The sequence below is a fragment of the Bradyrhizobium sp. CCBAU 21365 genome (genome assembly GCF_015291305.1).
Classification (GTDB): Bacteria; Pseudomonadota; Alphaproteobacteria; order Rhizobiales; family Xanthobacteraceae; genus Bradyrhizobium; species Bradyrhizobium elkanii.
Genome location: NZ_CP030036.1, coordinates 3,479,252 through 3,504,472, shown reverse-complemented (window position 1 = coordinate 3,504,472; position 25,221 = coordinate 3,479,252). Strand labels below are relative to the sequence as shown.

Sequence of the window (25,221 nt, the reverse complement as noted above, 5' to 3'; positions counted from 1 at the left end):
CCGGCATCCGGCCGCCGGCCGCGTCACCCGTCATCGCCACACCTTGACTTGCCGCTGCGGTCAGCGCAAAGCCACCGCATGATGGCGAGCAAGCCCATAGCATCGGCGGTGACCGGCCCGGCCGTATCGGCGGTGCTGCCGGCGCTGTTGTCGCGGCCCTATCCGGCGGTGATGGGCATCCTGAACGTGACGCCGGACTCGTTCTCCGACGGCGGCCAGTTCGCCGCACCCGAAGAGGCGCTGGCACAGGCCCGCAAGCTGGTCGCCGAGGGCGCCGATATCATCGACATCGGCGCGGAATCCACCCGCCCCTATGGCTCGCAGCCGGTCACCGCCGAGGCCGAGATGGCGCGGCTGAAGCCGGTGCTGGCCGACGTGATCGCGCTTGGCGTGCCGGTCTCGATCGACAGCATGAAATCGGAGGTCGTGGCCTGGGCGCTCGACCAGGGCGCTGTCATCGCCAATGACGTCTGGGGCCTGCAGCGCGATGCCGGCATGGCGCCGCTCGTCGCCGCACGCGGCGTGCCCGTGATGATCATGCACAATCGCGAGCAGGCCGATCCGGCGATCGACATCATGCAGGACATCGCCGCCTTCTTCGAGCGCTCGCTCGCAATCGCCGCGCGCGCCGGCATTTCGCCCGACCGGATCGTGCTCGATCCCGGCATCGGCTTTGGCAAGACCCCGGAGCAGAGCATGATCGCGCTGGCGAGGCTCTCCGAGCTCGGCTCGTTCCGCCTGCCGCTGCTGGTCGGCGCCTCGCGCAAGCGCTTCATCAGCACGGTCGTACCGTCGGAACCGCAACAGCGGATCGGCGGCTCGATCGCGGCGCATCTGATCGCCGCGCAGAACGGCGCCCGCATCATCCGCGCGCATGACGTCGCCGAAACCGTTCAGGCGCTGCGCGTGGCCGCAGCAATCGAGGGACAGCAATGACCGATACGATCTTCATCACCGGGATCGTCATCCATGCCCGTCATGGCGTGATGGAGCATGAGACCGAAGTCGGGCAGCGCTTCGTCATCGATCTCGAGCTCTATACCGACCTCTCGGAATCCTCGCGCACCGACCGCCTCTCCGACACCGTCTCCTATTCCAACGTGGTGGCGACCGCGACATCGGCATTCAAGAACACCAACTACAAGCTGCTGGAGCGCGCCGCCGGCGCAGTGGCCGAGGACATCCTGGCGAGCTTCCCGCGCATCCGGGCGGTCAAGGTCACGGTGCACAAGCCGCATGCGCCGATCGCCGCGATCTTCGACGATGTCGGCGTGGTGCTGACCCGCTCGCGCCATCAACCGCCCCAGGGTTGAACGCAGATGGCCGACGTCCTGATCGCCCTCGGCGGCAATGTCGGCGATGTCCGCGCCACGTTTCGCAAGGCGATCGCCAATATCTGCGGCATGGCCCAGGCCGCACTTATCGCACGCTCGTCGGATTATTCGACGCCGCCCTGGGGCGAGCAGCAGCAGGACAGCTTCATCAACGCCTGCATCGAGATCGAGACCAGTCTCGATCCGCATGCGCTGCTGTTCACGCTGCACAAGATCGAAGCCAAGTTCGGCCGCGACCGCGCCCATGAGCAGCGCTGGGGACCGCGCACGCTCGACCTTGACCTGATCGCCTATGACGACGTCACGCTGAACAAGCCGGAACTGACGCTGCCGCACCCGCGTTTGTTCGAACGCGCCTTCGTGCTGGTGCCGCTCGCCGAGATCGTTCCCGACCGCGTCATCGCCGGGCGCCGCGTCGCCGATGCGCTGGCCGAGGTCTCCGCCGACGGTATTTTCCGTCTAGCGGACCTCGATTAAAGCCAAACCACCGCAAACAACCGTTTGGCTTGGCCGCCCGCCCGTGGCAATTTCCGGCCAAATCAAGGGGCTCCTCGCGGGGCCGGTGAAGGACGATTTGGGCGGATGACGACCTCGACTGACGATTTGGCTCTGGCTTCGGATTTTCGGCCTGCGACCTATGACGACTGGCGCAAGCTGGTCGACGGCGTGCTGAAGGGCGCTCCGTTCGAGAAGCTGGTCGGCAAGACCTATGACGGCCTGAAGATCGATCCGATCTACCGCCGCGCCACCAACGCAAGCCCGCTTGCCGGCCGCGCCGCCGCAGCGCCCTGGCAGATCCTGCAGCGGGTCGATCATCCCGATGCCGCACAGGCCAATGCACAAGCGCTGCAGGATCTCGAGAACGGCGCGACCGGCCTCGAATTCGAGTTCGCCGGCGGTCCCGGCGCGCGCGGCTTCGGCCTCGCCGATGCCAGCAAGAAGACGCTGGCGCGCGCCTGCGGCGGCATCCATCTCGATGCCGGCATCATGATCGCGCTCAACCCGGTGATCGGCCGCGAGAACGCCGGCGAGACCTTTGCCGACATGGTCGAGGCCCGCAAGCTCGACCCGGCCAAGCTCGACCTGCATTTCAATTACCAGGCGCTCAGCACCATGGCCGTGCGCGGAGCTGCGGCCATCGCCTGGCCCAACTACGAAAAGTCGTTCGGCCAGGTCGTCAATGGCCTGATCAAGCGCGGCTTCAAGGGGCCGTTCGTGCTGGCCGACGGCCGGCCGGTCCATGATGCCGGCGGCTCCGAGGTGCAGGAACTCGCTTTCACGCTCGCACTGGGCCTCGCCTATCTGCGCATGCTGGAAGGCGCCGGCATCGATCTGGATGCGGCGCGCCCGGGCATCTCGTTCCGCCTCAGCGCCGATGCCGACCAGTTCCTGACCATGGCGAAATTCCGCGCGCTGCGGCTGCTCTGGGCACGGGTCGAGCAGGCCTGCGGCCTCACGCCGAAGCCGATCTTCGTCAACGCGCAGACCGCCTGGCGCATGCTGACCCAGCGCGACCCCAATGTGAACATGCTGCGCGCGACGATCGCAACCTTTGCGGCCGGGCTCGGCGGCGCCAATGCGATCACGGTGCTGCCGCACACGCTGGCGCTCGGCCTGCCTGACGACTTCGCCCGGCGCATCGCGCGCAACACCCAACTCGTGCTGCTCGATGAGTCCAACCTCGCCAAGGTCTCCGATCCCGCGGCCGGCGCCGGCGGCATCGAGACGCTGACCTCGCAGCTCTGCGAGGCGGCGTGGACGCTGTTCCAGGAGATCGAGAAGGCCGGCGGCATCTTCGCCGCACTCGAGCAGGGGCTGCTGCAAAACAAGGTCGCGGCGACGCGATCGCTGCGCGAAACCAACGTGGCGAAGCGCCGCGACGTGCTGACCGGCGCCAGCGAATTCCCGGATCTGCGCGAGGCCGTCCCGGCGGTGCTGGATGTGAAACCATCGGCGCCGGCGTCGGTGGCCGATGCCAAGGTGAAGTTCGACGCCCTCGCACCGATACGGCTCGCCGAGCCGTTCGAGGCGCTGCGCGACAAGTCGGATGCCGCGCTCAAGGCGCATGGCGCACGGCCGAAGATCTTCCTGGCCAATCTCGGCACCGCCGCGGACTTCACGGCTCGCGCGACCTTTGCCAAAAGTTTCTTCGAAACCGGCGGGATCGAGGCCATCGACAGCGAGGGCTTTGCCGACGCGGCTGTGCTGGCGGCGGCCTTCAAGGCCTCGGGCGCCACGATGGCGTGCATTTGTTCCTCGGATAAGGTCTATGCCGTCAGCGCCGCCGAGGCTGCCAAGGCCCTTCACGGCGCCGGAGCAAGGCATATCTATCTGGCAGGGCGGCCCGGCGACCAGGAAGCGGCGCTGCGGGCGGCCGGCATCGGTGAGTTCGTCTTCGCCGGCGGTGATGCGCTGGCGACATTGCGCGAGGCCTATCGGCGGATGGAGCAGACATGAGCGCAGAGACACCAGCGACACCCGTTCTGACCGGCGGCTGCCAGTGCGGCGCCGTCCGATTTGCCGTCTCGGCGGCACCGACCCGGATCAGCATCTGCCACTGCCGGATGTGCCAGAAGGCGTCCGGCGCGCCATTTGCCTCCTTCGCCGACATCGATCGCAACGACTTCAAATGGACCCGCGGCAAGCCCGCCGCGTTCAGATCCTCCTCGATCGCCGAGCGCGACTTCTGCGCGGCCTGCGGAACACCGCTCAGCTTCCGCCGCATCGACGGGCCGCGGATCGAGATCATGACGGGCGCCTTCGACCGGCCCGACCGGGTGATACCGACGCAGCAATTCGGAACCGAGTCCCGCCACGGCTGGGTGGTCGGCATTGCCAACCTGCCGAGCCAGACCACGATGCAGAATTACGGACCGGAGAAGATGGCGACGATCGTCAGCCATCAGCATCCGGACCATGATTGAGTTAGAAGCTACAGCGATTGATCGAATGCAATCGCCAGTTTGAGGAAGCCCAGGAATGACCCGCATTCCCGATTTCGCCGATGTCGCCTTCCAGCCCGTTGCCACCACGGCCCCGGCTGCGAGCGCCGAGCCGTGGCTGACGCCCGAGGGCATCCCGGTCAAATCCGTCTACGGCGAGGCCGATCTCGAAGGCATCGACTTCCTCGAGACCTGGCCGGGCATCGCGCCCTATCTGCGCGGCCCCTACCCGACCATGTATGTCAACCAGCCCTGGACCATCCGGCAATATGCCGGCTTCTCCACGGCGGAGGATTCCAACGCGTTCTACCGCCGTAACCTCGCCGCGGGGCAGAAGGGCCTCTCGGTCGCGTTCGACCTCGCCACCCACCGCGGCTATGACTCGGATCATCCGCGCGTCTCCGGCGACGTCGGCATGGCCGGCGTCGCGATCGATTCCATCTACGACATGCGCACGCTGTTCGCCGGCATCCCGCTCGACCAGATGAGCGTGTCGATGACCATGAACGGCGCGGTGCTGCCGATCCTCGCGCTGTTCGTCGCCGCCGCCGAGGAACAGGGCGTGCCGCCGGAGAAACTGTCGGGCACCATTCAGAACGATATTCTGAAAGAGTTCATGGTGCGCAACACCTATATCTATCCGCCCGCGCCCTCGATGCGGATCATCTCCGACATCTTCGCCTACACCTCGCAGCGGATGCCGAAATACAACTCCATTTCCATTTCCGGCTACCACATGCAGGAGGCCGGCGCGACGCAGGACCTCGAGCTCGCCTATACGCTGGCCGACGGCGTCGAATATCTGCGCGCCGGGCTTGCCGCGGGCCTCGACGTCGATCGCTTTGCGCCGCGGCTGTCGTTCTTCTGGGCGATCGGCATGAACTTCTTCATGGAAGTCGCCAAGATGCGCGCCGCGCGGCTGCTCTGGGCCAAGCTGCTGAGGCAGTTCAACCCGAAGGACCCGCGCTCGCTGTCGCTGCGCACGCATTGCCAGACCTCGGGCTGGTCGCTGACCGCGCAGGATGTGTTCAACAACGTGATGCGCACCACGATCGAGGCGATGGCGGCAACGCAAGGCCACACCCAGTCGCTGCACACCAACGCGCTCGACGAGGCGCTGGCGCTGCCGACCGACTTCTCGGCGCGCATCGCCCGCAACACCCAATTGTTCCTGCAGCAGGAGAGCGGCACCAACCGCATCATCGATCCCTGGGGCGGCTCCTATTATGTCGAGCGGCTGACCCGCGATCTCGCGCAGAAGGCCTGGGGGCACATCCAGGAGGTCGAGGCGCTCGGCGGCATGGCCAAGGCGATCGAGGCTGGCGTGCCGAAGCTCAGGATCGAGGAAGCTTCCGCCAAGACCCAGGCGCGGATCGATGCCGGCCGGCAGGCGGTGATCGGCGTCAACAAGTTCAAGCCGGAGAACGAGAAGGCGATCGACGTGCTCAAGGTGGAGAACTCCACCGTGCGGCGGCTGCAAATCGACAAGCTGGCGCGGCTCAAGAAGGAGCGCAACCAGAAGGACGTCGATGCGGCGCTCGCCGCGCTCACGCGCTCGGCGGGCGAAGGCAACGGCAATCTGCTAGCGCTCGCCATCGACGCCGCGCGCGCCAAAGCCACCGTCGGCGAGATTTCGGACGCCATGGAAAAGGTGTTCGGCCGCCACCGCGCCGAGATCAAGTCCATCACCGGCGTCTACAAGCGAGAGGCAGCGGCGATGTCCAATAAGGTCGAAAAGGTGCAGGCGCTGATCGATGCATTCGAGGAGGCCGAAGGCCGCCGCCCGCGCATCCTGGTAGCAAAAATCGGCCAGGACGGCCATGACCGCGGCCAGAAGGTGATCGCATCGGCGTTCGCCGATGTCGGCTTCGACGTCGATATCGGACCGCTGTTCGCGACCGCCGACGAAGCCGCGCGGCAAGCGGTTGAGAACGACGTCCACATCCTCGGCGTCTCCTCGCTTGCCGCGGCGCATCTCACCGCGGTGCCGGAATTGAAGGCGGCGCTGAAGAAGCACGGCCGCGAGGACATCATGATCATCATCGGCGGCGTGGTGCCGCCGCAGGATTACGACGCGCTGTATGCCGCCGGTGCCGAGGCGATCTTCCCGCCGGGCACGGTGATCTCGGATGCCGCCGAGGAGCTGATCCACAAGCTCAACGCCCGGCTCGGCCATAGCGCAGCGGCGGAGTAGCACTGCCGCATCCCCTCTCCTTTCAGGAGCTTTCCATGCGCGCCGCTCGCTCGATGACGCCTGTCCGCATCATGGGTCTTGCCGGCGTGCTGGCCTTCCTCTGGCTTCCGGCACGCGCCGCCGATCCAAAGCCTGACGCCACGATCAAGAACGCGAGCATCGAGGCGAGTGTCTATCTCGACGACAAGATCAAGGCAGATAACGCGCTGGCGGCCGATTGCCTCGCCGAAGGCAGGAAGTGGATCGACAAGAATGCCGCCGAGGCTGCGGCCGATCGCAAGCAGGAGCCTGACCTCTTCAAGGATCGTGGCGTCTACTCTTTCGAACGCAAATACTCCGAGCGCTCCGTCGTCGACGGCCGCTATGTGAGCGTGCTGCGCGACGATTACATGGACACCCACGGCGCGCATCCGAACTCCGACGTCAACACCATCCTGTGGGACACGACGGCGAAGAAGCGCATCAGCATCCGTCCCTTCTTCACCGAGACAGCGGACAACGGCCCGACCCTGACAGCGATGCGCAAGGCCGTCATCGCCGCGCTGAACACCGAGAAGAAGCGGCGCGGCGCCGGCGAGACGGCGACCACCGAATGGTACAAGGAGTTGAAGCCGACCCTGCTCAAGATCGGCGCCGTGACGCTGGCGCCGTCGACCGTATCAGGCAAGAGTTCCGGCCTCACCTTCCACTACCCGCCCTATGCCGTCGGCCCCTACGCCGAAGGCCAGTATGTCGTCTTCGTGCCCTGGGAGACGCTGAAGCCGTATCTGACGGCGGAAGGCGCGAATATCTTCGGCGGCGCGCGGCCGAAGGCCGACACCGACGATCGGCAATAGTGCTTCATCAACAGGCCGCGCCGGCACTGATCCGCGTTCCTCTCGCCTGCCATGGCCCAGCCGTTGTAAACCAAGACCATGACCGCCTCGAAGCCCACCTCTCCCGACATAAGCGCCCTCGCCAAGGAGCTCCGCGCCGGCCACCGCGCCGCGCTGGCGCGGGCGATCACGCTGGTCGAGAGCCGGCGCGGCGATCACCAGGCGGCAGCGCGCGAGCTGGTGCAGACGCTATTGCCCGACACCGGCAAGGCGGTGCGGGTCGGCATCACCGGCTCGCCCGGCGTCGGCAAGTCGACCACGATCGATGCGCTCGGCATGTTCCTGATCGAGCGCGGCCACAAGGTCGCAGTGCTGGCGGTCGATCCGTCCTCGGCGCGCACCGGCGGCTCGATCCTCGGCGACAAGACCCGGATGGCGCGGCTCGCCGTCTCCGACCAGGCCTTCATCCGCCCCTCGCCCTCCTCGGGCACGCTCGGCGGCGTCGCGGCAAAGACCCGCGAGGCGATGCTGCTCTGCGAGGCCGCCGGCTTCGACGTCGTGCTGGTCGAGACCGTCGGCATCGGCCAATCCGAGACCGCGGTCTGCGATATGACGGACTTCTTCCTGGCGCTGATGCTGCCGGGTGCCGGCGACGAGCTGCAGGGCATCAAGAAGGGCCTCGTCGAGCTCGCCGACATGATCGCGATCAACAAGGCCGACGGCGACAACCTCAAGCGCGCCAACCTCGCCGCCGCCGACTATCGCAGCGCGCTGCACATCCTCGCGCCGCGCTCCGAGCACTGGCATCCGCCGGTGGAGACCTATTCGGCCCTGACCGGCGCGGGGCTCGACCGGCTCTGGCAGAAGATCCTCGACCACCGCACCGCGATGAATGCCTCGGGCGAGTTCGCCGGCCGCCGCAGGGAACAGCAGGTGAAGTGGATGTGGTCGATGCTGGAGAGCCGGATGATGGCGCGGCTGCGGTCGGATGCCGCGATCCGCGCCAGGGTGAAGAAGATGGAGGCCGAGGTCGCGGCCGGCCGCATCTCGCCCGCGGTCGCCGCCGAACAGATCGCGGAGATGCTGCATTGAGCGGCAGGCTGCGCATCCTCGTCACCGGCTTCGGGCCGTTTCCGGGTGCGCCGTTCAACCCGACCATGCCATTGGTGAAGCGGCTGACCGCCCTGCGCCGCCCGGCCTTCGATGACATCGCGCTGTCGAGCCACATCTTCGACGTCACCTACGCCGCCGTCGATCGGGAATTGCCGGAGCTGATCGCAAAACACCGCCCGCAGGCGCTCTTGATGTTCGGCCTCGCCGGCCGCACCGACTATCTGCGGATCGAAAGCCGCGCCCGCAATGCGGTGACCACGCGCTTCCCCGACGCCGGCCGCCAGCATGCCCGGAAAGGATCGATCGAGGGCGGCGCCGATGCGCAGGTGTTCGGGCCTCATACTGAAAAATTACTGCGCGCCGCACTGGCGACCGGGATCGACGCGCGAGCCTCGCGCGACGCCGGCAGCTATCTCTGCAACTATCTGAGCTGGCGGGCGATCGAGGCCGTGAACCGCGACAATGATCTGCGCCTCGCGCAGTTCATTCACGTTCCGCCGCTCGCCCATGACGGAACGGCCGCGCCTGGCAAATCATCGATCACGCTGGAAGCGCTCGTCGATGCCGGCGAGGCCATGCTGATGGAGCTGGTGAAACTGACCCGGCAGGCCGCGCGCGCGTGAGCCTGCGGATTGGGCGGTGCCAAGTACACGCCCCTAGTTGGCATCCTCCAACTCACGCGTCACCCGTAGACTCCAGCAAATGCTAAAATTGGATCGAATGACGAGGTCTGCAACGGCCATTTGGTGTCGTCCCGGCGAAGGCCGGGATCCATAACCACGAAAGATCATTGTTGCGCGCGTGATGACACCGAGGAACGACTGTTTGACAACGTGAATCGGTTGCACCCGCGATTAACCCTACCGCCAACAATCGCCCCGCTGCGTCGGCGTGTTCACCATGCCGCGCCGCATTTCGCGCTACCACTCGACCCGCGAACGTCACCGCTCGCGAATGTTGCGAGGGCCTTGCCCATGGACGTCAACCGCCGCCATCTGATCGGAGCAACCGCCGCCGGCGCAGCCGGCGCGCTTGCGATGTCGCCTGACGCTGCGCGTGCCGCCGCGCCATCGGCCGGCACGCTCGGCCGCGACGTCACGCAATATGGCGTGCGCCCCGGCAGCCCCGACGACCAGACCCGCAATCTGCAGCGCGCGATCGACGACGCCGCGCGGGCGCAGGTGCCGCTCGCCTTCCCGCCCGGCGTCTACCGCACCGGCCTGTTGCGGCTTGCCCCCGGCAGCCAGCTGATCGGCGTGCGCGGCGCCAGCCGTCTGGTGTTCAACGGCGGCGCTTCGCTGCTGGAAGGCGAAGGTGCCGGCGGCATCGTCCTGATGGGCCTCACCTTCGACGGCGGCAACATTCCGCTGCCGAACCGGCGCGGCCTCGTGCATTGCCTGTCCGGCCGCGACATCCGCATCACCGATTGCCGCTTCACCGGCAGCGGCGGCAACGGCATCTGGTTCGAGCAGATGTCGGGCGACGTCAGCAACAACGTGTTCACCGAGATCGCGACCACGGCGCTGGTGTCGTTCGACGCGCTCGGCCTGATGGTGTCGCGCAACACCATCAAGGGCACCAACGACAACGGCATCGAGATCCTGCGCACCGCGATCGGCGACGACGGCTCGATCGTCGCCGACAACCGCATCGAGGACATCAAGGCCGGCCCCGGCGGCTCCGGGCAGTACGGCAACGCCATCAACGCCTTCCGCGCCGGCAACGTGATTGTGCGCGGCAACCGCATCAAGAACTGCGACTTCTCGGCGGTGCGCGGCAACTCGGCCTCGAACATCCACATCACCGACAACAGCGTCAGCAATGTCCGCGAGGTGGCGCTGTATTCGGAGTTCTCGTTCGAGGCCGCGGTGATCGCCAACAACACGGTTGACGGCGCCGCGATCGGCGTCTCCGTGTGCAATTTCAACGAGGGCGGCCGCATCGCGGTGGTCCAGGGCAACATCATCCGCAACCTGTTGCCGAAGCGCCCTGCAGGCACCGATCCGAACGACGGCGCCGGCATTGGCATCTATGTCGAGGCCGACAGCACCGTGACCGGCAATGTGATCGAGAACGCGCCGACCTTCGGCATTGTCGCCGGCTGGGGCAAGTACCTGCGCGACGTCGCGATATCGGGCAACGTGGTCCGCAATGCCTTCGTCGGCATCGGCGTCTCGGTGGTGCCAGGCGCCGGCACCGCGCTGATCAACAACAACATGATCTCGGAAACCCCGCGCGGCGCGGTGGTCGGGCTCGACCACGCCCGCCCGGTCACGCCGGACCTGTCGGCCGGCGGCGCCCAGCAATATGCGCAGCTCGTGGTCGGCGCGAACGCGGTGCGGCGCTAGCGCATGATCCGGACAAGCGCGAAGCGGTTTTCCCTCGCGACCAACGCGGAACGCGTTTGCGCGGGGATCATGCTCAAAAAATAAGCGAGAGCGGTCGCCTACAGCGCGTTGCGCAGCAGCGGATAGCGCCGCTGGATGGTGTCGAGATCGAGCACCGGCGGCCGCACCGCCGGAGGGGGCATCTCCAGCGGCGGCGCGTCGGCCACGGTGAGCGGCTGCTCCAGCACTTCCGTCGCCGTCTCCAGCGCGGCCGCGACCGCGGTCATGGCGGCCTCCGCCAATGTCGCGGCCTCCGACCGCCGCTCCGGCACTGGCGAGATATCGCGCGGCGGCAGTTTCGACCTGCCGCGGCCGAGCCAGGACAGATCGATCGGCGAATTGTCGAGCGAGGCTTCGCGCGACAGCAATTCGCGCCAGATGTCGACCGCGGCGCGGGCTTCCCTGATGTTCTCGAGAAAAGCCTGCTCGCTGTGATAGCGGCGCCAGCGCCCGGTCTCGAACAGTTCGGTAAGGTGCTCCAGCCTTTGCTCGGCGAGGTTGCACCAGCGTGCAACGATCTCCTGGCCTCTGGCCACGTCGGTCCGATGTGTCATTCAAGTTGCCCGCAGGAAAAGAAACGGACGCAGACGCAACCGAACCGAATCAACTGGACGTGACGCCGATATTCTGTGGAAAAGGTAAATAAAGTCTAACTAAATTCTTAATCGCGAACGGGCGATCGAAGAAGTCCGCTCGACTACGGAGTTTCTCGCTCGAACTGCCGTCAAGTCATGGACTGCCATGGTGGCGATGCGCACCGCTCGCAGGCAACGCACAGCGGAATGATCCACAGCAAACCGTCGCAGCCTTCGCGCATATGTCCATCCCGCGCGATCGGTCGGCGCCATCGCGCCGCGCACGGTCAAGCCCGTCATGCAAGGGGGCCCCAAAAATGAAAGACCCGTCCGGGGGGACAACCGGACGGGTCAAAGCCATATGGGCGCTTGGGGTGGATGGGCGCTCGCGCCTGATATAGCCGGGGAGGGATAAACCGCTCCCACACACATAAGTCGTGAGAGGAAGGCGGACGTTCAAATCGCCGGCAATTTTTTTAACCTTCTCGCGCCGCGGTTCCATCGCACCGTTGCAGGCGTTCAGCGTCGAAAATCACTGCGCAGCACGGCGATTTGCAGCGGAATCCTCCGATGCGATCGATGGCGCGGGTTCATTCGACGTGCGGCTCACGGAAGTGTTATTGCCGTCGGCCTGCTGTGCAGGCTGCGACGGTTTGTCCGCGGCAGAGGCGACGGGAGCACCGGTCGCCGCCATCACCGCGGCAAGCGCATCCGCTGCCCCCGCACCGAACAGATCGTCACGTCCCGGCGTCCCGAGATCGCGCGCCGTGCTGGTCAGGATCCGTCGCACCTCGACGGGCTTCAATGCCGGATTGCGTTCCAGCACCAAGGCCGCGATGCCGCTGACGAACGCGGCCGAAAACGAGGTGCCCGACATCAGCTGGTACTTGCCGTCTGGCACCGGCACGAGGAGGTCGGCGCCCGGGGCCGCCAACGCGATATGGCTGCCGCGGTTCGAGGCCGCCATCAGCCGGTCGCCGGCATCGGTGCCGCTCACTGCGATCACAGCGGGATTGGCGGCCGGATACAGCGGCGGCGATGTCGCGCCGGCATTGCCGGCGGCGGCGACCAGCACGACGTCCCTCGCCGCGGCGGCGGCCACCGCGCGCCCGACCAGTGCGTCCCGCGGTCCGGCGAAGCTCATGTTCACGATCTGCGCGCCGTGCGCCACTGCGTAGTCGAGGCTTCTGAGGATCACATAGGAGGTGCTCCCGGCGCCGCCTGCGACCGCACCGAAGGCGCGGATCGCCAGGATCCGCACTTCCGGCGCGCTCCCCGTCAGCCTGACGCGCGCCGCAATCGCGCCGGCAATGGCGGTGCCGTGGGCTTGCGGGCCATCCTTGCTGCCAAGCGCATCGAACGTATCCGCGACCGTGTTCGCCAGCTCCGGATGAGCGGCATCGACACCGGAGTCGATCACGGCAAGGGTGACATTCATTCCGCGCGCCAGCTTGTGGGCCGCGGGCAGATGCAGCTGTGTCTGGGCATATTGCGCCGGATCGCTGCCGCCCGACGCCTTCTGGTCCTGCAGCGCGTAACGGTAGTTCGGCTGCACGGAGCGGACGCCGGCATCGCTTGCGAGCTCGCGGCTCACGACCTCGACCGAACGATTGCCCGAGATGCGGAACAGGCCGACCGTCGCACCCAGCAGCGCGACATTCTGCGAGGCGATCCGCCTCAGCCCATGACGGCGCGCGAGTGCATCGGCCTCCGCCTCCGTCAAGGCGCCATCGATTTCGGCCACGAGCTCATTCGGCACGTTTCGCACGCTCGACGCATCCTGCGCACGCAAACTGCCGCCACCGCCGGCCCTGCCCTTCCGCGCTGCGCCTTTGCCACCACCGTGGACGGCGACCGGCCGGTCGAAACATTGGCCGCGATCGCCGTCGTCGCAGCTGGCGGAGATACGGGGCGCAGGGCGCACAGGGGGCGGCGGCAGGCGCGATCGCGGCGCATCGCCGGTCCACGACGCGGCCGGGCCGCGGTCCGCCGACGGCGGCACGCGGCCAACCGTGCCGCCGAACTCGCCGACGGGATTGCCGCCAACACGGCCCATACCGGGATTGGCCCGCTGCCCAAGCGAGACCTGTGGCGCGCCACCGGTCGGCGATCGCATGAAATTCTGGGCGGAGGCGGAGCCGGCAACACAGACCAGCAACAAGGCTGCGGCCGCGGCGATCGCGTGGTTCGTCAATCTGGTCCGGCCGTTGGCGGCCATGGTGACCTCAATTCGGCGCAGAACCGTCAGCCGCCGATTACGGCGTTTCGACCGCGAGGCTGACGATCTTCTCCTTCTGCAAGCGCGCAATCAGCGCAGCGACGCTGCCCTTGTCCATTGCGCGGAACTGCAACCGGAACATCCCGCCCTTCCCGTCGAGGATCGAGGCCTGGTAATTGTCGAGCAGCGACGTGATGTCGGCGATCCTGGCATCGGGTGTGAAGCGCACCAGCAGCCGGGTCGGCGTCGCCGCCACGCTGGCGCCGAGGTCGCGGGTGATCGGCGCGCTGGGCGCGACCGGCGCACTGCGCTCGGCGACATCGAGCGAGGCGGTCTCGAACAAAGCCGGCTGGCTGCGCATCAGCACCGTGCCGATCACGCCTGCCTGCAACAACACCACGACCGCGCCGAGGCCGGACGACCAGGCCAGCGTCCGCGGCGACAATTTCGAAAAGAACTCCGAGACGGAGGCCGACATGCGCGCACCCATCGACGGCTTGTGCTCCGGCTCGGCATCGATCGCGGCGAACAGCTTCTGCATCGCGCGCGCCGAGGGCGCACCGAGGCTCTCGTTGAGGCCGATGGTCTCGGCATATTCCTCGCGAATGACGGCATATTGCCGGGCAAGCTCCGGATCGCGCGCAAGCGCGTCCTCGACGCGGCGCGTGTCACGCGCGTTCAACGTGCCGGCCGCGTGCCAGGGCAGCAACATCTCGATATCGTCGGGCTCTTGCACCTTTTTTCTCGCAGCCATCATGGCCAACCTCGCTCGACACCGGCTGCCTTCAGCAACTCGGCAAGTTTCTTGCGCGCATAGAACAGGCGCGTCTTCACGGTATTCTCCGGAATCCCCACGATCTCAGCGACATCTTCCACGGATTTCTCGTGATAGTAGACAAGATCGACAATTTCCCGATGTTCCGCCGATAGTCCCGTCAGGCACCTACGCAGCGTGTCACCGGTGTCCTTCTTCTGCACTACCGTTTCCGGATCGTCGGACGTGTCCTCGATCGCGTTAGCGGCCTCATCGTCCAATTCAGCGTCCTTCCTCCGCCGCAGCGAAGACAACGCCTTGAACCGGGTAATCGCCAGAAGCCAGGTCGAAACGGCGGATCGTCCCTCAAACTTGCCCGCCTGACGCCACACGTCCAGGAAGACCTCGCTGATAAGATCTTCCGCCACCTGTTCGTCCCGCACGAGCCGAAGCCCGAAGCGGTACACCCTGACATGGTGCCGCCCGTACAGCACCTGCATGGCAAGCCGGTCGCCTTGAGCGATCCGAGCGATCAGAACGTCGTCTGAAGCCGCCTGTGTCGCGCTCAATGGCCGTCTCGCAAAGTTGGTCTGAAGGGGGCGGTGCGTGGTTCGACGCGAGAGCCAAGATTCTTCACATTACGGCAATGTCCGCACTGCATGTGTGATCTATGCCACAGTCGGCGATTCAAATGAGGAAAAATCGGCCGAGACTCGATAACCGGTATCATAATAGTGAGAGCTCTCGCGGACAGGCGCCATCCGGCGCGACCATACCAAGGCTTTATCGGCACGCCAGCACCGTCACGAAGTCCGCCACGGCGCAGGCTTGCGGACCATCGCTCCCCGTCCCGCCTCGGCGAACGGATTCCCCTTACGAAACAAGGGCGATGACAGGGTTACACCGGGTAGATTCGGTTCCAAAAGATACCAAACCTAAAGGCTTTCCCACGTAGATTTTCGCCGGATTTCACCAATGGCGGGACCATGGGCAGCGCTGCGTCGTCACTTCCCGGCCCGATCGCGGGCGCATCGGAAAGCGGCCGTTCCAGGCTGACGGCCGAGCGTCTGGCGCGACGGGCCAAGCAGCGCCGCCAGATCCAGTCGATGATCGCGGCCTGCTTCGTGCTCGATGCCGTTGTGCTGCTGATCTACACGCATGCCGGCACTACGTCCGTCTGGGTGGCGGCGGGCTACGCGCTGACCGGCCTCTGTTTGGTCGCCGTCTATGTGGTGCTCTCCGAGCGCGGCTTTCACGAGCGCTTCCGCGACCACTATCTGGTCGCGCCGCAATCGGCGATCAACATGGTGAACCTGCTGGTGTTCACCTACATCGCGCCGGAAGTCGGCGTGCTGTTCCTCTGCAATCTGTTCGTGGTGTTCGGCTTCGGTGCGCTGCGCACCTCGGCGCGGCAGACCGCGATCGTCTGGACCGTCATGGTGCTGGGCCTCGCCGTGCTGTTCCTCGGCACCGACAAGGCGATCGGGATGCCGACCGCGACCCGGATCGATCGCCTCGCCACCATGCTGGTGTTCGCGCTGACGATCGGGCGCTGCATGTATCTCGGCATCTTCTCGAGCTCGATGCAGCAATCGCTGTATCAGAGCGGCGTGAAGCTGAAGGAGGCCTACCGGCGCATCGAGGAGCTCGCCGAGCTCGACGAGCTGACCGGCACCTCCAATCGCCGCAGCATCATGCGCACGCTCGAGGAGGAGATCGCGCGCTGCGCCCGCAACGGCAGCTCCTGCGCGGTCGCGCTGATCGACCTCGATCATTTCAAGCGCATCAACGACGTCTACGGCCATCCGATCGGCGACGAGGCGCTGCGCACCTTCGCGATCGGCATGTTCGCCAATCTCCGCAGCGTCGATCGGTTCGGCCGTTACGGCGGCGAGGAATTCCTGCTGGTGCTGCCCGACCTGTCGCAAGATCAGGCGATGCGCGCGCTCGAGCGGCTGCGCGCGATCATTGCCGGTCTCGACTGGAGCGCCTTCTCGCCCGGCATGCAGGTGACGATCTCCGCAGGCGTCACGACGCTCAAGCCGCACGAAAACTCCGACACGTTACTCGCCCGCGCCGACGGCGCGCTTTACGCAGCCAAGGCGAGAGGACGCAACCGCATCGCCAGCGCCTAACCCTTTCGCTTCCCTATCCGGCGCCGGAGAAGCCGTCGCCACCGCTCCAGGACAGAGTCATGAGTTCGAAGCCCGAGACCGCCCCCGAAAGTCTGCTCGACGAGTTGCAGACGACCCTCGCGCACGGCACCGTCGCGCGCCGTGTCGAGACGCTGCGCCGCGTGACCGACCTCTTCATCAACGGCTCGGTCAACTATTCGGACCAGCAGATCGTGCTGTTCGACGACGTTTTCCAATGCCTGCTCGAGCACATCGAGAGCTCGGCCAAGGCACTGCTCGCCAACCGCCTCGCCCCGATCGACACCGCGCCGCCGCAGACCATCCGCACCCTTGCCTTCGACGACCTGATCGAGGTCGCGGGCCCCGTGCTGACGCTGTCGCCGCGGCTCGACGACGATACCCTGATCGAAACGGCGCGCAGCAAGAGTCAGGCGCATCTGCTCGCGATCTCGAACCGCAAGACGCTGAGCGGCGCCGTCACCGACGTGCTGGTGCTGCGCGGCAATGACGAGGTGATCCAGAGCGCGGTCAACAATCCCGGCGCGGAGTTCACCGAGCGCGGCTTCACCCGCCTGGTCAGCCGCGCCGAGGGCGACGACAATCTGTCGACCTGCGTCGGCCTGCGCCCGAACATCCCGCGGCATCTCTATCTCAAGCTGGTCGCCAAGGCCTCGGACGCGGTCAGGCAGCGGCTCGAGGCTGCCAATCCGCAGCAGGCCAAGGAGATTCCGATCGCGGTGAAGGAAGCGACGCGACGCGCGCGCTCGGCGCCGGCCGCCGTGACGCCGGACACCACGATCGCGCATGCCCTCGTCAAGTCGCTCTATCAGGACGGCCGGCTCGACGAATTCCAGCTCGCAGCCTTCGCCGAGGCCGGCAAGTTCGACGAGACCAATGCCTCGCTGGCCGCGCTCGCCAACGTCTCGGTCAGCGTCGCCGAGAACATGATGATCGAAACCCGCGCCGAGGGCGTCATGATCCTCGCCAAGGTCTCGGGCCTGTCATGGTCGACGGTGCGGGCGATCATCAACCTGCGCGACGACATCTCGGGCGGCGAGCCGACCGATCTGCAGGCCTGCAAGGACACCTATGAACGGCTGCGGCCGTCGACCGCGCAGCAGGTGCTGCGCTTCCATCGCATGCAGCAGTCCGCGCCCGCGGCCTAATAGCGTAGCGCCCGGTTTCCCATCAGCGCGCCGACGCTCGCGACGATCGCGGTCGCCAGCGTGTACCAGGTGGCAACGAACAGCGGCGAGTCATCGGTGCAGTGCGACGCGTAGACGGTCGCAGCGAGCCCTGCCGAGAGCAAGCCGGCTATCGCGCCGGCGACCGCCGGCCGCGCCGGCGCGCCCTGCCGCAGCCCGTATAGCGCGCCGACCAGCAGCGGCAGCGACATCGCGGGGATTGCGGTCATGCAGGCCATCGAATTCTTGCCGATCAGCCGCGTCATCATCGGCGTACGCTGCGGCATCATCATCTCGCCACTGATGGCGGCGACGAGGATGCCGGCGGGAATCAGCAGCCACCAGCCGAAGCCGCGCAGCGAGGCCTCCGGGCGCGACAGATGCAGGCTGACCGCGATCGCCGAGGCGGCGAGCGCCAGCGTCACGGCGAATTTCAGGTCGAAGAACGGATTGCGCATCGCGCTCATCACGTCGGGCCGCACGCCGAGTTCGGCGAAGAAGATCAGGAGCGAGACTGGCGCCGCCGCCAGCAGTGCCAGCATCAGCGCAAGACCGACCGGACGCGCGCGATAGGCATTGTCGGCGGCCAGGGTTCGAATGAGTTGATCGGTGTCCATGCTCATTGATCCCGTAATTTCGCAGTAAGGCTGGCAAGCCCGCGATGGAGCGCGACCCGCACCGCGCCCTCGGTCATCGAGAATTTCGCCGCGGTGTCCTTGATCGAGGCGCTTTCGACCGCGATCGATTGCAGCACCTCGCGTTGCCGCGCGGGCAACGCCTGCAGCTGGGCGCTCACCTCGCTCGGCAAGGCCGTCGGTTCCGGTGTTTCCCCAGGCAGCGTCTCGGCGAAATCATCGATGTTGACGAAGATCCGCTTGCCGCGGCGGCGCAGCGCGTCGATCAGCTTGTTGCGTGCGATCGCGAACAGCCACGGCGCGAACGCCGCGCTCGTGTCCCAGGTCTGTCGCTTCAAATGCACCGCCAACAAGATGTCCTGCACGATGTCCTCGGACTGATCGACCGGCTGTCCCGCGCGCGCCAGGCCGCGGCGCGCCGCGGCACGGAGTACCGGCGTGATGGCCTTGAGCAGGCGATGATACGCCGCGTCATCGCCTGAAATGGCCGACCGCATCAGGCCGGTCCATTCATCCTCACGTTCGCGCACGCAGGCTCCTGAATTGCAATTCGGCCGATCTTTCAGTTCGTTACGCGGCACGCCAGACGATCACGAATTCGTGACATCTATTCTCCGGCATGACCGCGCCGAGGATCGGCCTCAAAGAATCGCTCCGGCGGGTTTCCAGACGTCACGGCTCATAACACCGATCGGTCCGACAAGCATCGGTGCTGCTGCTCGCCCGATCGACCACTAGGACGAAATTGCCCAGCTTTTGCCCCCGGATGCCCGAAGATTCCCTTTTTCTGCCCCGGTGTGGACACGCAGCGGGGTCTCTTTTCGCCCTTGGGCGGGCGACATGGGGAGATCATCAAAATGAAGATCAAAGCCAGCGGGCGCTTGGCATTGATGGTTGCGACAGGACTGACAGGGCTTTTCGTAGGTCTCGCCGGTCCGCTGCCGGCACATGCTGCCGGTTCGGACACATCAGCATCGAAATCCGACAGCGCAACGACCGACAAGTCCGCGCAACAGAGCCCCCGGCATGGCCGGCGCCATGCGCGTCGCCAGTCCTCCAAAACGGCCGATAAATCCGAGAGCAAGAAGGCCACCAGTAGCGACGCCGGCAGCGTCACCTCGGCAGGCATTCCCGCCACGGTCGCCAACGCCAATGCAGAGCTGACCTCCGGCGACGACAATGCGGCGGCGACGCCGGTGAAAGCCAATGCGTTGATCGCAGCGGCCGACAAGCCCGCGGATCAGTCCGACGGTAATGTGGTCGCATCCGACCAGCTCAACGACGTCGACCGCGCCCTGCAGCAGGAGCAGCCGGCGGAACAGCCGCAGCCGGCTCAGCCGCAGACCGCCCAGCAGGAGGCGCCGCCTGCGCAGCCGCCGGTCGCCGTGGCGGCACCCAAGCCCGCCCCGGTTCTGGCGAGCAGCGACAGCGCGAGCTGGGACCAGACCTCGCTGATCGGGAAGATCTTCATCGGCTTCGGCGCCCTGCTCACGGTGGCCTCCGCCGCGCGCATGTTCATGGCCTAGCGGAGGCGCTCGCGGTGCGGCGCGGGGGGCGCCGCACCGCGGCCCAAAGCTCGTTTCAGCCACTTGAAGCGCATCCCGTCAGCGGGCACATTGCCCGGCAAATCAGGCACGGGGTTTGCGTCCATGGCTACGTTCGAATTCATCATCGTCGAAAGCAAGGGACCGGTCGGCGTCATCACGCTGAACCGGCCGAAAATGCTGAATGCGCTCTCGTTCGGCGTGTTCCGCGAGATCGCCGCGGCGGTCGACGATCTCGAGGCCGACGACAAGATCGGCTGTATCCTGATCACCGGCAGCGAGAAGGCCTTCGCGGCCGGCGCAGACATCAAGGAGATGCAGCCGAAGGGCTTCATCGACATGTTCAACAGCGACTTCACCGCCATCGGCGGCGACCGCGTCGCCCGTTGCCGCAAGCCGACCATTGCCGCGGTCGCGGGCTATGCGCTCGGCGGCGGCTGCGAGCTCGCGATGATGTGCGACATCATCATCGCCGCCGACACCGCCAAGTTCGGCCAGCCGGAAATCACCCTCGGCACCATTCCCGGCATCGGCGGCACGCAGCGCCTGACCCGCGCGATCGGCAAGTCGAAGGCGATGGACCTCTGCCTGACCGGGCGGATGATGGATGCGGCGGAAGCCGAGCGCTCGGGCCTCGTGTCGCGGATCGTGCCGGCCGACAAGCTGCTCGAGGAGGCGCTCGCGGCGGCCGAGAAGATCGCCTCGATGTCGCGTCCGGCGGTGGCGATGGCCAAGGAAGCCGTCAACCGAGCGTTCGAAACGCCGCTCGCGGAAGGCATGAATGTCGAGCGCAACCTGTTCCACTCGACCTTCGCGCTCGAGGATCGCTCCGAGGGCATGGCGGCGTTCATCGAGAAGCGCAAGCCGGTCAACAAGAACCGCTAAAGCATGATCCGGAAAAGTGCGAAGCGGTTTTCCGGACAAGATCATGCGCAGACAACAGGCTAAAGCGTGATGATCTCATCGCGCTTTAGCCCTTCGGGCTCCGTTGCAAGGCCGCGGTGACGAGCGCGCGATAGGCGCGCTCGGCGAAATGCGTCGGCTTGTCGAGACCGAGCCGCGCCAGGCATTCGCGGTCGGCGGCATCGGGCGGATGCCGCATGCCTTGCCACAGCAGGCCGGCGAGTTGCAGCGGCGTATGCTGCGCCTGCTGCAACAGCTGCAGCGCCGGAATCAGCTGCTGCTCGACATCGGTGAAGTCGCTGCCGAACGGGAATGACGGCGGCAGCCCGGCGTCGCGCGCGGGCCTCAGCGCAGCGCCGATGCGCTCGGGATAATTTTCGCGATGCGCCGCGAGAATCTCGTGGCTGCGCGGCAGCTTGCCGGCGTCCTTGGCTTGCCGCATCAATTCGCTCTGGAAGCGGGAGTCCGAGACCTGCAGCATCGCGGCGATCACGTCGGCATCGGATTTCCCCCTGACGTCGGCGACGCCATATTCCGTGACAAAGACATCGCGCAGATGCCGCGGGATGGTCTCATGTCCATAGGACCAGCGGATGTTCGACTGCGCCTGCTTGCCGGACTGACGGGTCGCCTCCAACGCCAGCACAGAACGTGCGCCCTCGAGCGCGAATGCCTGCGCTACAAAATTATACTGGCCGCCGACCCCGCTCACGACCTGGCCATTCTCCAGACCATCCGAGATCGCAGCGCCGAGCAGCGTCGCCATCATCGCGTTGTTGACGAAGCGCGCATCGACCCGGGCGCGACGCTTGCCGTCCTCGTCGCCGAAGATCTCGTTGGTGAAGGAAACCGGCATCATCTGGATTCGCGCCAGCTGCTGCTGCATGATGCCGTGGAGTTGGACGTTGTCGCGATGGCGGACCACGAGCCCCTGCGCCAGCGCGTCGCCGACCTGCCCGATGCCGATCTGCAACGTGCCGCCGTCACGGACCAGACCAGCGGCGTGCAAGCCGATCGCATATTTGGTGTCGCTGATCGGCTCGGACGGCGGCGCGAACAGCGGGAAATCGGTCTCGGGACTGTCGAGCACCGCGGCGAATTCATCCGCCGGCAGGTCGCCGGCGCCGGGCATGAACGGCAGCTCGGAATTGACCTGGCCGATCAGCCTGAACGACGCCCGCCCCTGCGCACGAGCGCGCAGCACGTCGAGCGTGGTGTCGGTGTTGCAGCTCAGGCTGTAGCGCGGCGCGCCGTCTACCACGCGCTTGGCAACGAGCTGAGGCACGACATTCAGTCCGCGCGACAACAAGTATGACGCCGCACGGGTGTAGTTGGCGGAAATGTAGTACTGTTGCGCGAATGGCTGGTGCAGCCACTGCCCGGCGAGGAAGAAGAACTCGATCACCTTGATGTTGGGCGGGAACGCGCCGCGATGCAGTGCATCGGCATAGGCGAGATCCGGATAGCCGCCGAACAGGCGATCGATCATCGGTCCGATGAAGCGCCGTTCGAGCAGGCTCTTCGGCTTCGGCTTTTCCAGCGTCAGTGCGGAGAACAGCGTCAGATTGATGGAGCGGTCGGCCACTGCTCGCGCATACAGCGCGTTGACGATGTGGTTGGCCTTGCCGAGGCCGAGGGCAGCCCGACCACCAGTTCGGTTCCGACGTCACGAATGATGTGCTCCGCGATCGCCTCGGGGTCGGAGAAGATGGGCATCAGCAATGGACCCGGAGGAGACGGTGGATAACCGGCATCGTTGAATCGACGGCCGGCGGTTCAAACTTATACTTCATATGACCGGTACGTGCGCCTGTGACGAACCGGCAACAGACAAGAACTGAAATGATGTGCAGATGTCGCGCGGCGGTTTGTCTGTGGCGGCACCGCCCCGTAAACAGGTAGATGTGTCGGCGGCGGCGGGGGCGCACTGCCGGGGTTTTTGGTTTGCGGGATCACATGGTTGAGCGTGCCGCGAGGGTCGGCGATGTTACGAGGCGCGTGCTTTTGTCGGGCATCGGCCTTGGCGTGCTGGCATGCGCGCTGCTGACGGAGACTAAAGCCCGCGCCGAGAGCCTGCCGGAAGCCCTGGTCAAGGCGTATCAGACCAATCCGCAACTCAATGCCGAGCGGGCGCGCCAGCGGGCGACCGACGAGAACGTGCCGCAGGCGCTGGCCGGCTACCGTCCCCAGATCATCGCCGGCCTGTCGGTCGGCCTGCAGGCGGTGCGCGACCAGCTGCCCGGCAATGTGATCCAGACCGCAACGCTGAAGCCGTGGCAGATCGGCGTCACGGTGACGCAGACCCTGTTCAACGGCTTCAAGACCACCAACAGCGTCCGCGTCGCCGAGTTGCAGGTGCAGTCCGGCCGCGAGGCCCTGCGCAATGTCGGCCAGGGCGTGCTGCTCGACGCCGTCACCGCCTACACCAATGTGCTGGCCAACCAGACCCTGGTCGAGGCGCAGCGCGCCAACGTCGCCTTCCTGAAGGAGACCCGGGCAATCACCGAACGGCGCCTCAATGCCGGCGACGTGACGCCGACCGATACCGCCCAGGCCGAGGCGCGGCTCAACCGCGGCCTCGCCGACCTCAACGCCGCCGAGGTCAATTACGCGGTCAGCCAGGCTACCTATGCGCAGGTGGTCGGCACTGCGCCATCCCAGTTGCGTCCGGCCGAGACCATCGACCGGCTGTTGCCGCGCAGCCGCGAGGATGCGATCGCGCTCTCGCTCCGCGAGCATCCCGCCGTCACCGCGGCAGGCTTCGACGTCGACGTCGCCTCGACCTCGATCCGCGTCGCCGAGAGCAGCCTGATGCCGAATGTCTCGGTGCAGGGCAGCGTCAGCCGCAGCCGCGACACCGACACCACGCTCGGCAGCTTCGGCACCGATCAAGCCTCGGTGATCGGTCAGGTCACGCAGCCGATCTATGACGGCGGCACCGCCGCATCGCAGACCCGGCAGGCCAAGGAAGTCGCGGCGCAGAGCCGGCTGGTGCTGGATCGGGTCCGCAATCAGGCCAAGACCGCCGTGGTCAGCGCGTGGGTCGCCAATGAGGGCGCCAAGATCGCGGTGTCGGCCTCGGAGTCCGAGATGAAGGCCGCGGAGGTTGCGCTCGCCGGCGTGCAGAAGGAAGCCGCGGGCGGCCAGCGCACCACGGTCGACGTGCTCAACGCGCAGCAGGATCTGATCACCGCGCGGGCGCGGCTGATCGGTGCGCAGCGCGACCGCGTGATCGCCTCCTACACGCTGCTCAGCGCGACCGGGCGGCTCGACGTCAAGACGCTGAACCTGAAGACGCCGGACTATCTGCCCGAGGTGCACTACCATCAGGTGCGCGACGCCTGGCACGGCCTGCGCACGCCGTCGGGGCAATAGGTGTTGTGGAACCGTTCGCTCCGCGAACTGGCCCTTCCCGCCCGCTCCCACCGCCGATAACCTCCGCCTCCGCCGGCAAGCCATAATGCCGGCGCGCGTATGACGCGCATAACAGCCGAGCACGCAGGGAGACGTCCAATGCTGACGCGACGCGATATGATGCTGGCTTCCATCGCAGCCGGAGTGACCATGACCAGCAGCAACGCATTTTCCAAGGCAGCGCAACCATCGACCGCGGTGAACTTCGACGTGCCTGCCGGGGCGTGCGACTGCCACACCCACATCCATGGCGACCCCGAGAAATTCCCGTTCTTCGCCGGCCGCGTCTACACGCCGGAACCGGCCTCGCCGGAGGAGATGAGCGCGCTGCACAAGGCGCTCCATGTCGAACGCGTGGTGATCGTGACGCCGAGCGTCTACGGCCCCGACAATTCGTCGACCCTGTTCGGCATCACGGCCCGCGGGCCGACCGCGCGCGGCGTCGCCGTGATCGACGACAAGACCAGCGAGAGCGATCTCGATGCCATGAACAAGGCCGGCTTCCGCGGCATCCGCCTCAACCTCGCGACCGGCGGCGTCAACGATCCCAATGTCGGCCGGCAGCGCTTCTCGGCCGCGATCGAGCGGATGAAGGCGCGCGGCTGGCATGTGCAGCTGTTCACCAGCCTCGCCATGATCTCCGCGATCAAGGACCTCGTCGCCACAGCGCCGGTGCCGGTCGTGTTCGATCATTTCGGCGGCGCCGAGGCCGCGCTCGGCACCGGCCAGCCGGGATTTGCCGACCTGCTCGCGCTGGTCAAGTCCGGCAAGGCCTATGTCAAGATTTCCGGCGCCTACCGCGCCTCCAAGCTCGCGCCCGATTATGCCGACGCCACGCCGCTGGCGCAGGCGCTGATCGCGGCCAATGCCGAGCGCATCGTCTGGGGCACCGACTGGCCGCATCCGGATTCGGTGACGCCGCAAGGCAAGAAGGTCACCGACGTGACACCGTTGTTTCAGATCGACGACGGCCGCCTCCTCAACCAGCTTCCGGTCTGGGCGCCGGATGCCGCGATCCGCAAGGCGATCCTGGTCGACAACCCGGCACGGCTCTACGGCTTCACCTGATCCCTT

22 protein-coding genes and 1 pseudogene are annotated in these 25,221 nt (G+C 66.4%); 16 read left to right on the top strand and 7 right to left on the bottom strand.

All coding sequences use genetic code 11. From position 1 onward, the window contains the following. The first annotated feature begins 78 nt into the window (after positions 1-78). The 10 genes from folP (at position 79) to XI02_RS15895 (ending at position 10,746) form a co-directional block, all read left to right on the top strand. Positions 79-936 (top strand): dihydropteroate synthase, encoded by an 858-nt coding sequence (gene folP, locus XI02_RS15940; protein ID WP_075968941.1) that lies wholly within the window; start codon positions 79-81, stop codon positions 934-936. Then, complete coding sequence (folB, locus tag XI02_RS15935) at positions 933-1,313, top strand: dihydroneopterin aldolase (RefSeq protein ID WP_016842351.1); 381 nt, start codon at positions 933-935, stop codon at positions 1,311-1,313. The genes folP and folB overlap by 4 nt, the downstream gene beginning before the upstream one ends. 6 nt (positions 1,314-1,319) lie before the next feature. Further along, positions 1,320-1,811, top strand: a complete 492-nt coding sequence (folK, locus tag XI02_RS15930) for a 2-amino-4-hydroxy-6-hydroxymethyldihydropteridine diphosphokinase (RefSeq protein ID WP_018270648.1) — start codon at positions 1,320-1,322, stop codon at positions 1,809-1,811. 105 nt (positions 1,812-1,916) lie between these two features. Next, positions 1,917-3,791: a methylmalonyl-CoA mutase family protein gene (locus tag XI02_RS15925; protein WP_018270647.1), complete on the top strand. Its 1,875-nt coding sequence runs from the start codon at positions 1,917-1,919 to the stop codon at positions 3,789-3,791. Further along, a complete protein-coding gene (locus XI02_RS15920) occupies positions 3,788-4,258 on the top strand; it encodes a GFA family protein (RefSeq protein ID WP_026192515.1) in 471 nt (156 codons plus the stop codon). Before XI02_RS15925 ends, XI02_RS15920 begins: the two co-directional genes overlap by 4 nt. 55 nt (positions 4,259-4,313) lie before the next feature. After that, complete coding sequence (gene scpA / locus XI02_RS15915; protein WP_172648155.1) at positions 4,314-6,470, top strand: methylmalonyl-CoA mutase; 2,157 nt, start codon at positions 4,314-4,316, stop codon at positions 6,468-6,470. A gap of 53 nt (positions 6,471-6,523) precedes the next feature. Continuing rightward, on the top strand, positions 6,524-7,306 hold the full coding sequence (locus XI02_RS15910; RefSeq protein WP_172649194.1) for an RsiV family protein: 783 nt from the start codon (positions 6,524-6,526) through the stop codon (positions 7,304-7,306). 78 nt (positions 7,307-7,384) lie between these two features. Then, positions 7,385-8,377, top strand: coding sequence for a methylmalonyl Co-A mutase-associated GTPase MeaB (gene meaB, locus XI02_RS15905; protein ID WP_172648156.1), 993 nt, complete (start codon positions 7,385-7,387; stop codon positions 8,375-8,377). Further along, on the top strand, positions 8,374-9,021 hold the full coding sequence (locus tag XI02_RS15900) for a pyroglutamyl-peptidase I (protein WP_172648157.1): 648 nt from the start codon (positions 8,374-8,376) through the stop codon (positions 9,019-9,021). Before meaB ends, XI02_RS15900 begins: the two co-directional genes overlap by 4 nt. A 351-nt stretch (positions 9,022-9,372) precedes the next feature. Next, positions 9,373-10,746 (top strand): TIGR03808 family TAT-translocated repetitive protein, encoded by a 1,374-nt coding sequence (locus XI02_RS15895; protein WP_172648158.1) that lies wholly within the window; start codon positions 9,373-9,375, stop codon positions 10,744-10,746. A 98-nt stretch (positions 10,747-10,844) separates the two neighbouring features. Here the strand turns inward: XI02_RS15895 and XI02_RS15890 are convergent, their stop codons facing one another. The 4 genes from XI02_RS15890 to XI02_RS15875 form a co-directional block, all read right to left on the bottom strand. Next, a complete protein-coding gene (locus XI02_RS15890; protein ID WP_016843224.1) occupies positions 10,845-11,339 on the bottom strand; it encodes a TIGR03809 family protein in 495 nt (164 codons plus the stop codon). A gap of 553 nt (positions 11,340-11,892) precedes the next feature. Then, positions 11,893-13,578: a S8 family serine peptidase gene (locus tag XI02_RS15885; protein WP_172648159.1), complete on the bottom strand. Its 1,686-nt coding sequence runs from the start codon at positions 13,576-13,578 to the stop codon at positions 11,893-11,895. A gap of 37 nt (positions 13,579-13,615) precedes the next feature. Then, the gene (locus tag XI02_RS15880) at positions 13,616-14,335 is read right to left on the bottom strand and encodes a hypothetical protein (RefSeq protein WP_018270640.1); all 720 of its coding nucleotides are present in this window, start codon (positions 14,333-14,335) and stop codon (positions 13,616-13,618) included. After that, a complete protein-coding gene (locus tag XI02_RS15875; RefSeq protein ID WP_016843228.1) occupies positions 14,332-14,901 on the bottom strand; it encodes a sigma-70 family RNA polymerase sigma factor in 570 nt (189 codons plus the stop codon). Before XI02_RS15875 ends, XI02_RS15880 begins: the two co-directional genes overlap by 4 nt. 417 nt (positions 14,902-15,318) lie before the next feature. Between XI02_RS15875 and XI02_RS15870 the strand changes: the two genes are divergently transcribed. Both XI02_RS15870 and XI02_RS15865 read left to right on the top strand, forming a co-directional pair. Beyond that, positions 15,319-16,467 (top strand): GGDEF domain-containing protein, encoded by a 1,149-nt coding sequence (locus XI02_RS15870; RefSeq protein ID WP_172648160.1) that lies wholly within the window; start codon positions 15,319-15,321, stop codon positions 16,465-16,467. Positions 16,468-16,526: 59 nt separating this feature from the next. Next, the gene (locus XI02_RS15865; RefSeq protein WP_018270638.1) at positions 16,527-17,633 is read left to right on the top strand and encodes a DUF2336 domain-containing protein; all 1,107 of its coding nucleotides are present in this window, start codon (positions 16,527-16,529) and stop codon (positions 17,631-17,633) included. On the opposite strand, the gene XI02_RS15860 is transcribed toward XI02_RS15865, so the two are convergent. Beyond that, complete coding sequence (locus XI02_RS15860; RefSeq protein ID WP_038379498.1) at positions 17,630-18,268, bottom strand: NrsF family protein; 639 nt, start codon at positions 18,266-18,268, stop codon at positions 17,630-17,632. The two genes, XI02_RS15865 and XI02_RS15860, sit on opposite strands and share 4 nt — an antisense overlap. A 2-nt stretch (positions 18,269-18,270) precedes the next feature. After that, a complete protein-coding gene (locus XI02_RS15855) occupies positions 18,271-18,816 on the bottom strand; it encodes a sigma-70 family RNA polymerase sigma factor (protein WP_016843232.1) in 546 nt (181 codons plus the stop codon). Positions 18,817-19,143: 327 nt separating this feature from the next. On the opposite strand from XI02_RS15855, the gene XI02_RS15850 reads away from it, so the two are divergent. Both XI02_RS15850 and XI02_RS15845 read left to right on the top strand, forming a co-directional pair. After that, positions 19,144-19,812 (top strand): hypothetical protein, encoded by a 669-nt coding sequence (locus XI02_RS15850; RefSeq protein WP_172648161.1) that lies wholly within the window; start codon positions 19,144-19,146, stop codon positions 19,810-19,812. Positions 19,813-19,935: 123 nt separating this feature from the next. Then, complete coding sequence (locus XI02_RS15845) at positions 19,936-20,715, top strand: enoyl-CoA hydratase (protein ID WP_016843234.1); 780 nt, start codon at positions 19,936-19,938, stop codon at positions 20,713-20,715. 85 nt (positions 20,716-20,800) lie between these two features. Here the strand turns inward: XI02_RS15845 and XI02_RS15840 are convergent. Then, a pseudogene (locus tag XI02_RS15840) lies at positions 20,801-22,449 on the bottom strand (acetyl-CoA hydrolase/transferase C-terminal domain-containing protein). Between the two features lie 240 nt (positions 22,450-22,689). Between XI02_RS15840 and XI02_RS15835 the strand changes: the two are divergent. Together XI02_RS15835 and XI02_RS15830 are read left to right on the top strand one after the other, a co-directional pair. After that, a complete protein-coding gene (locus XI02_RS15835) occupies positions 22,690-24,108 on the top strand; it encodes a TolC family outer membrane protein (RefSeq protein ID WP_018270634.1) in 1,419 nt (472 codons plus the stop codon). A gap of 138 nt (positions 24,109-24,246) precedes the next feature. Then, positions 24,247-25,215 (top strand): amidohydrolase family protein, encoded by a 969-nt coding sequence (locus tag XI02_RS15830; RefSeq protein ID WP_172648162.1) that lies wholly within the window; start codon positions 24,247-24,249, stop codon positions 25,213-25,215. Positions 25,216-25,221: the final 6 nt, after the last annotated feature.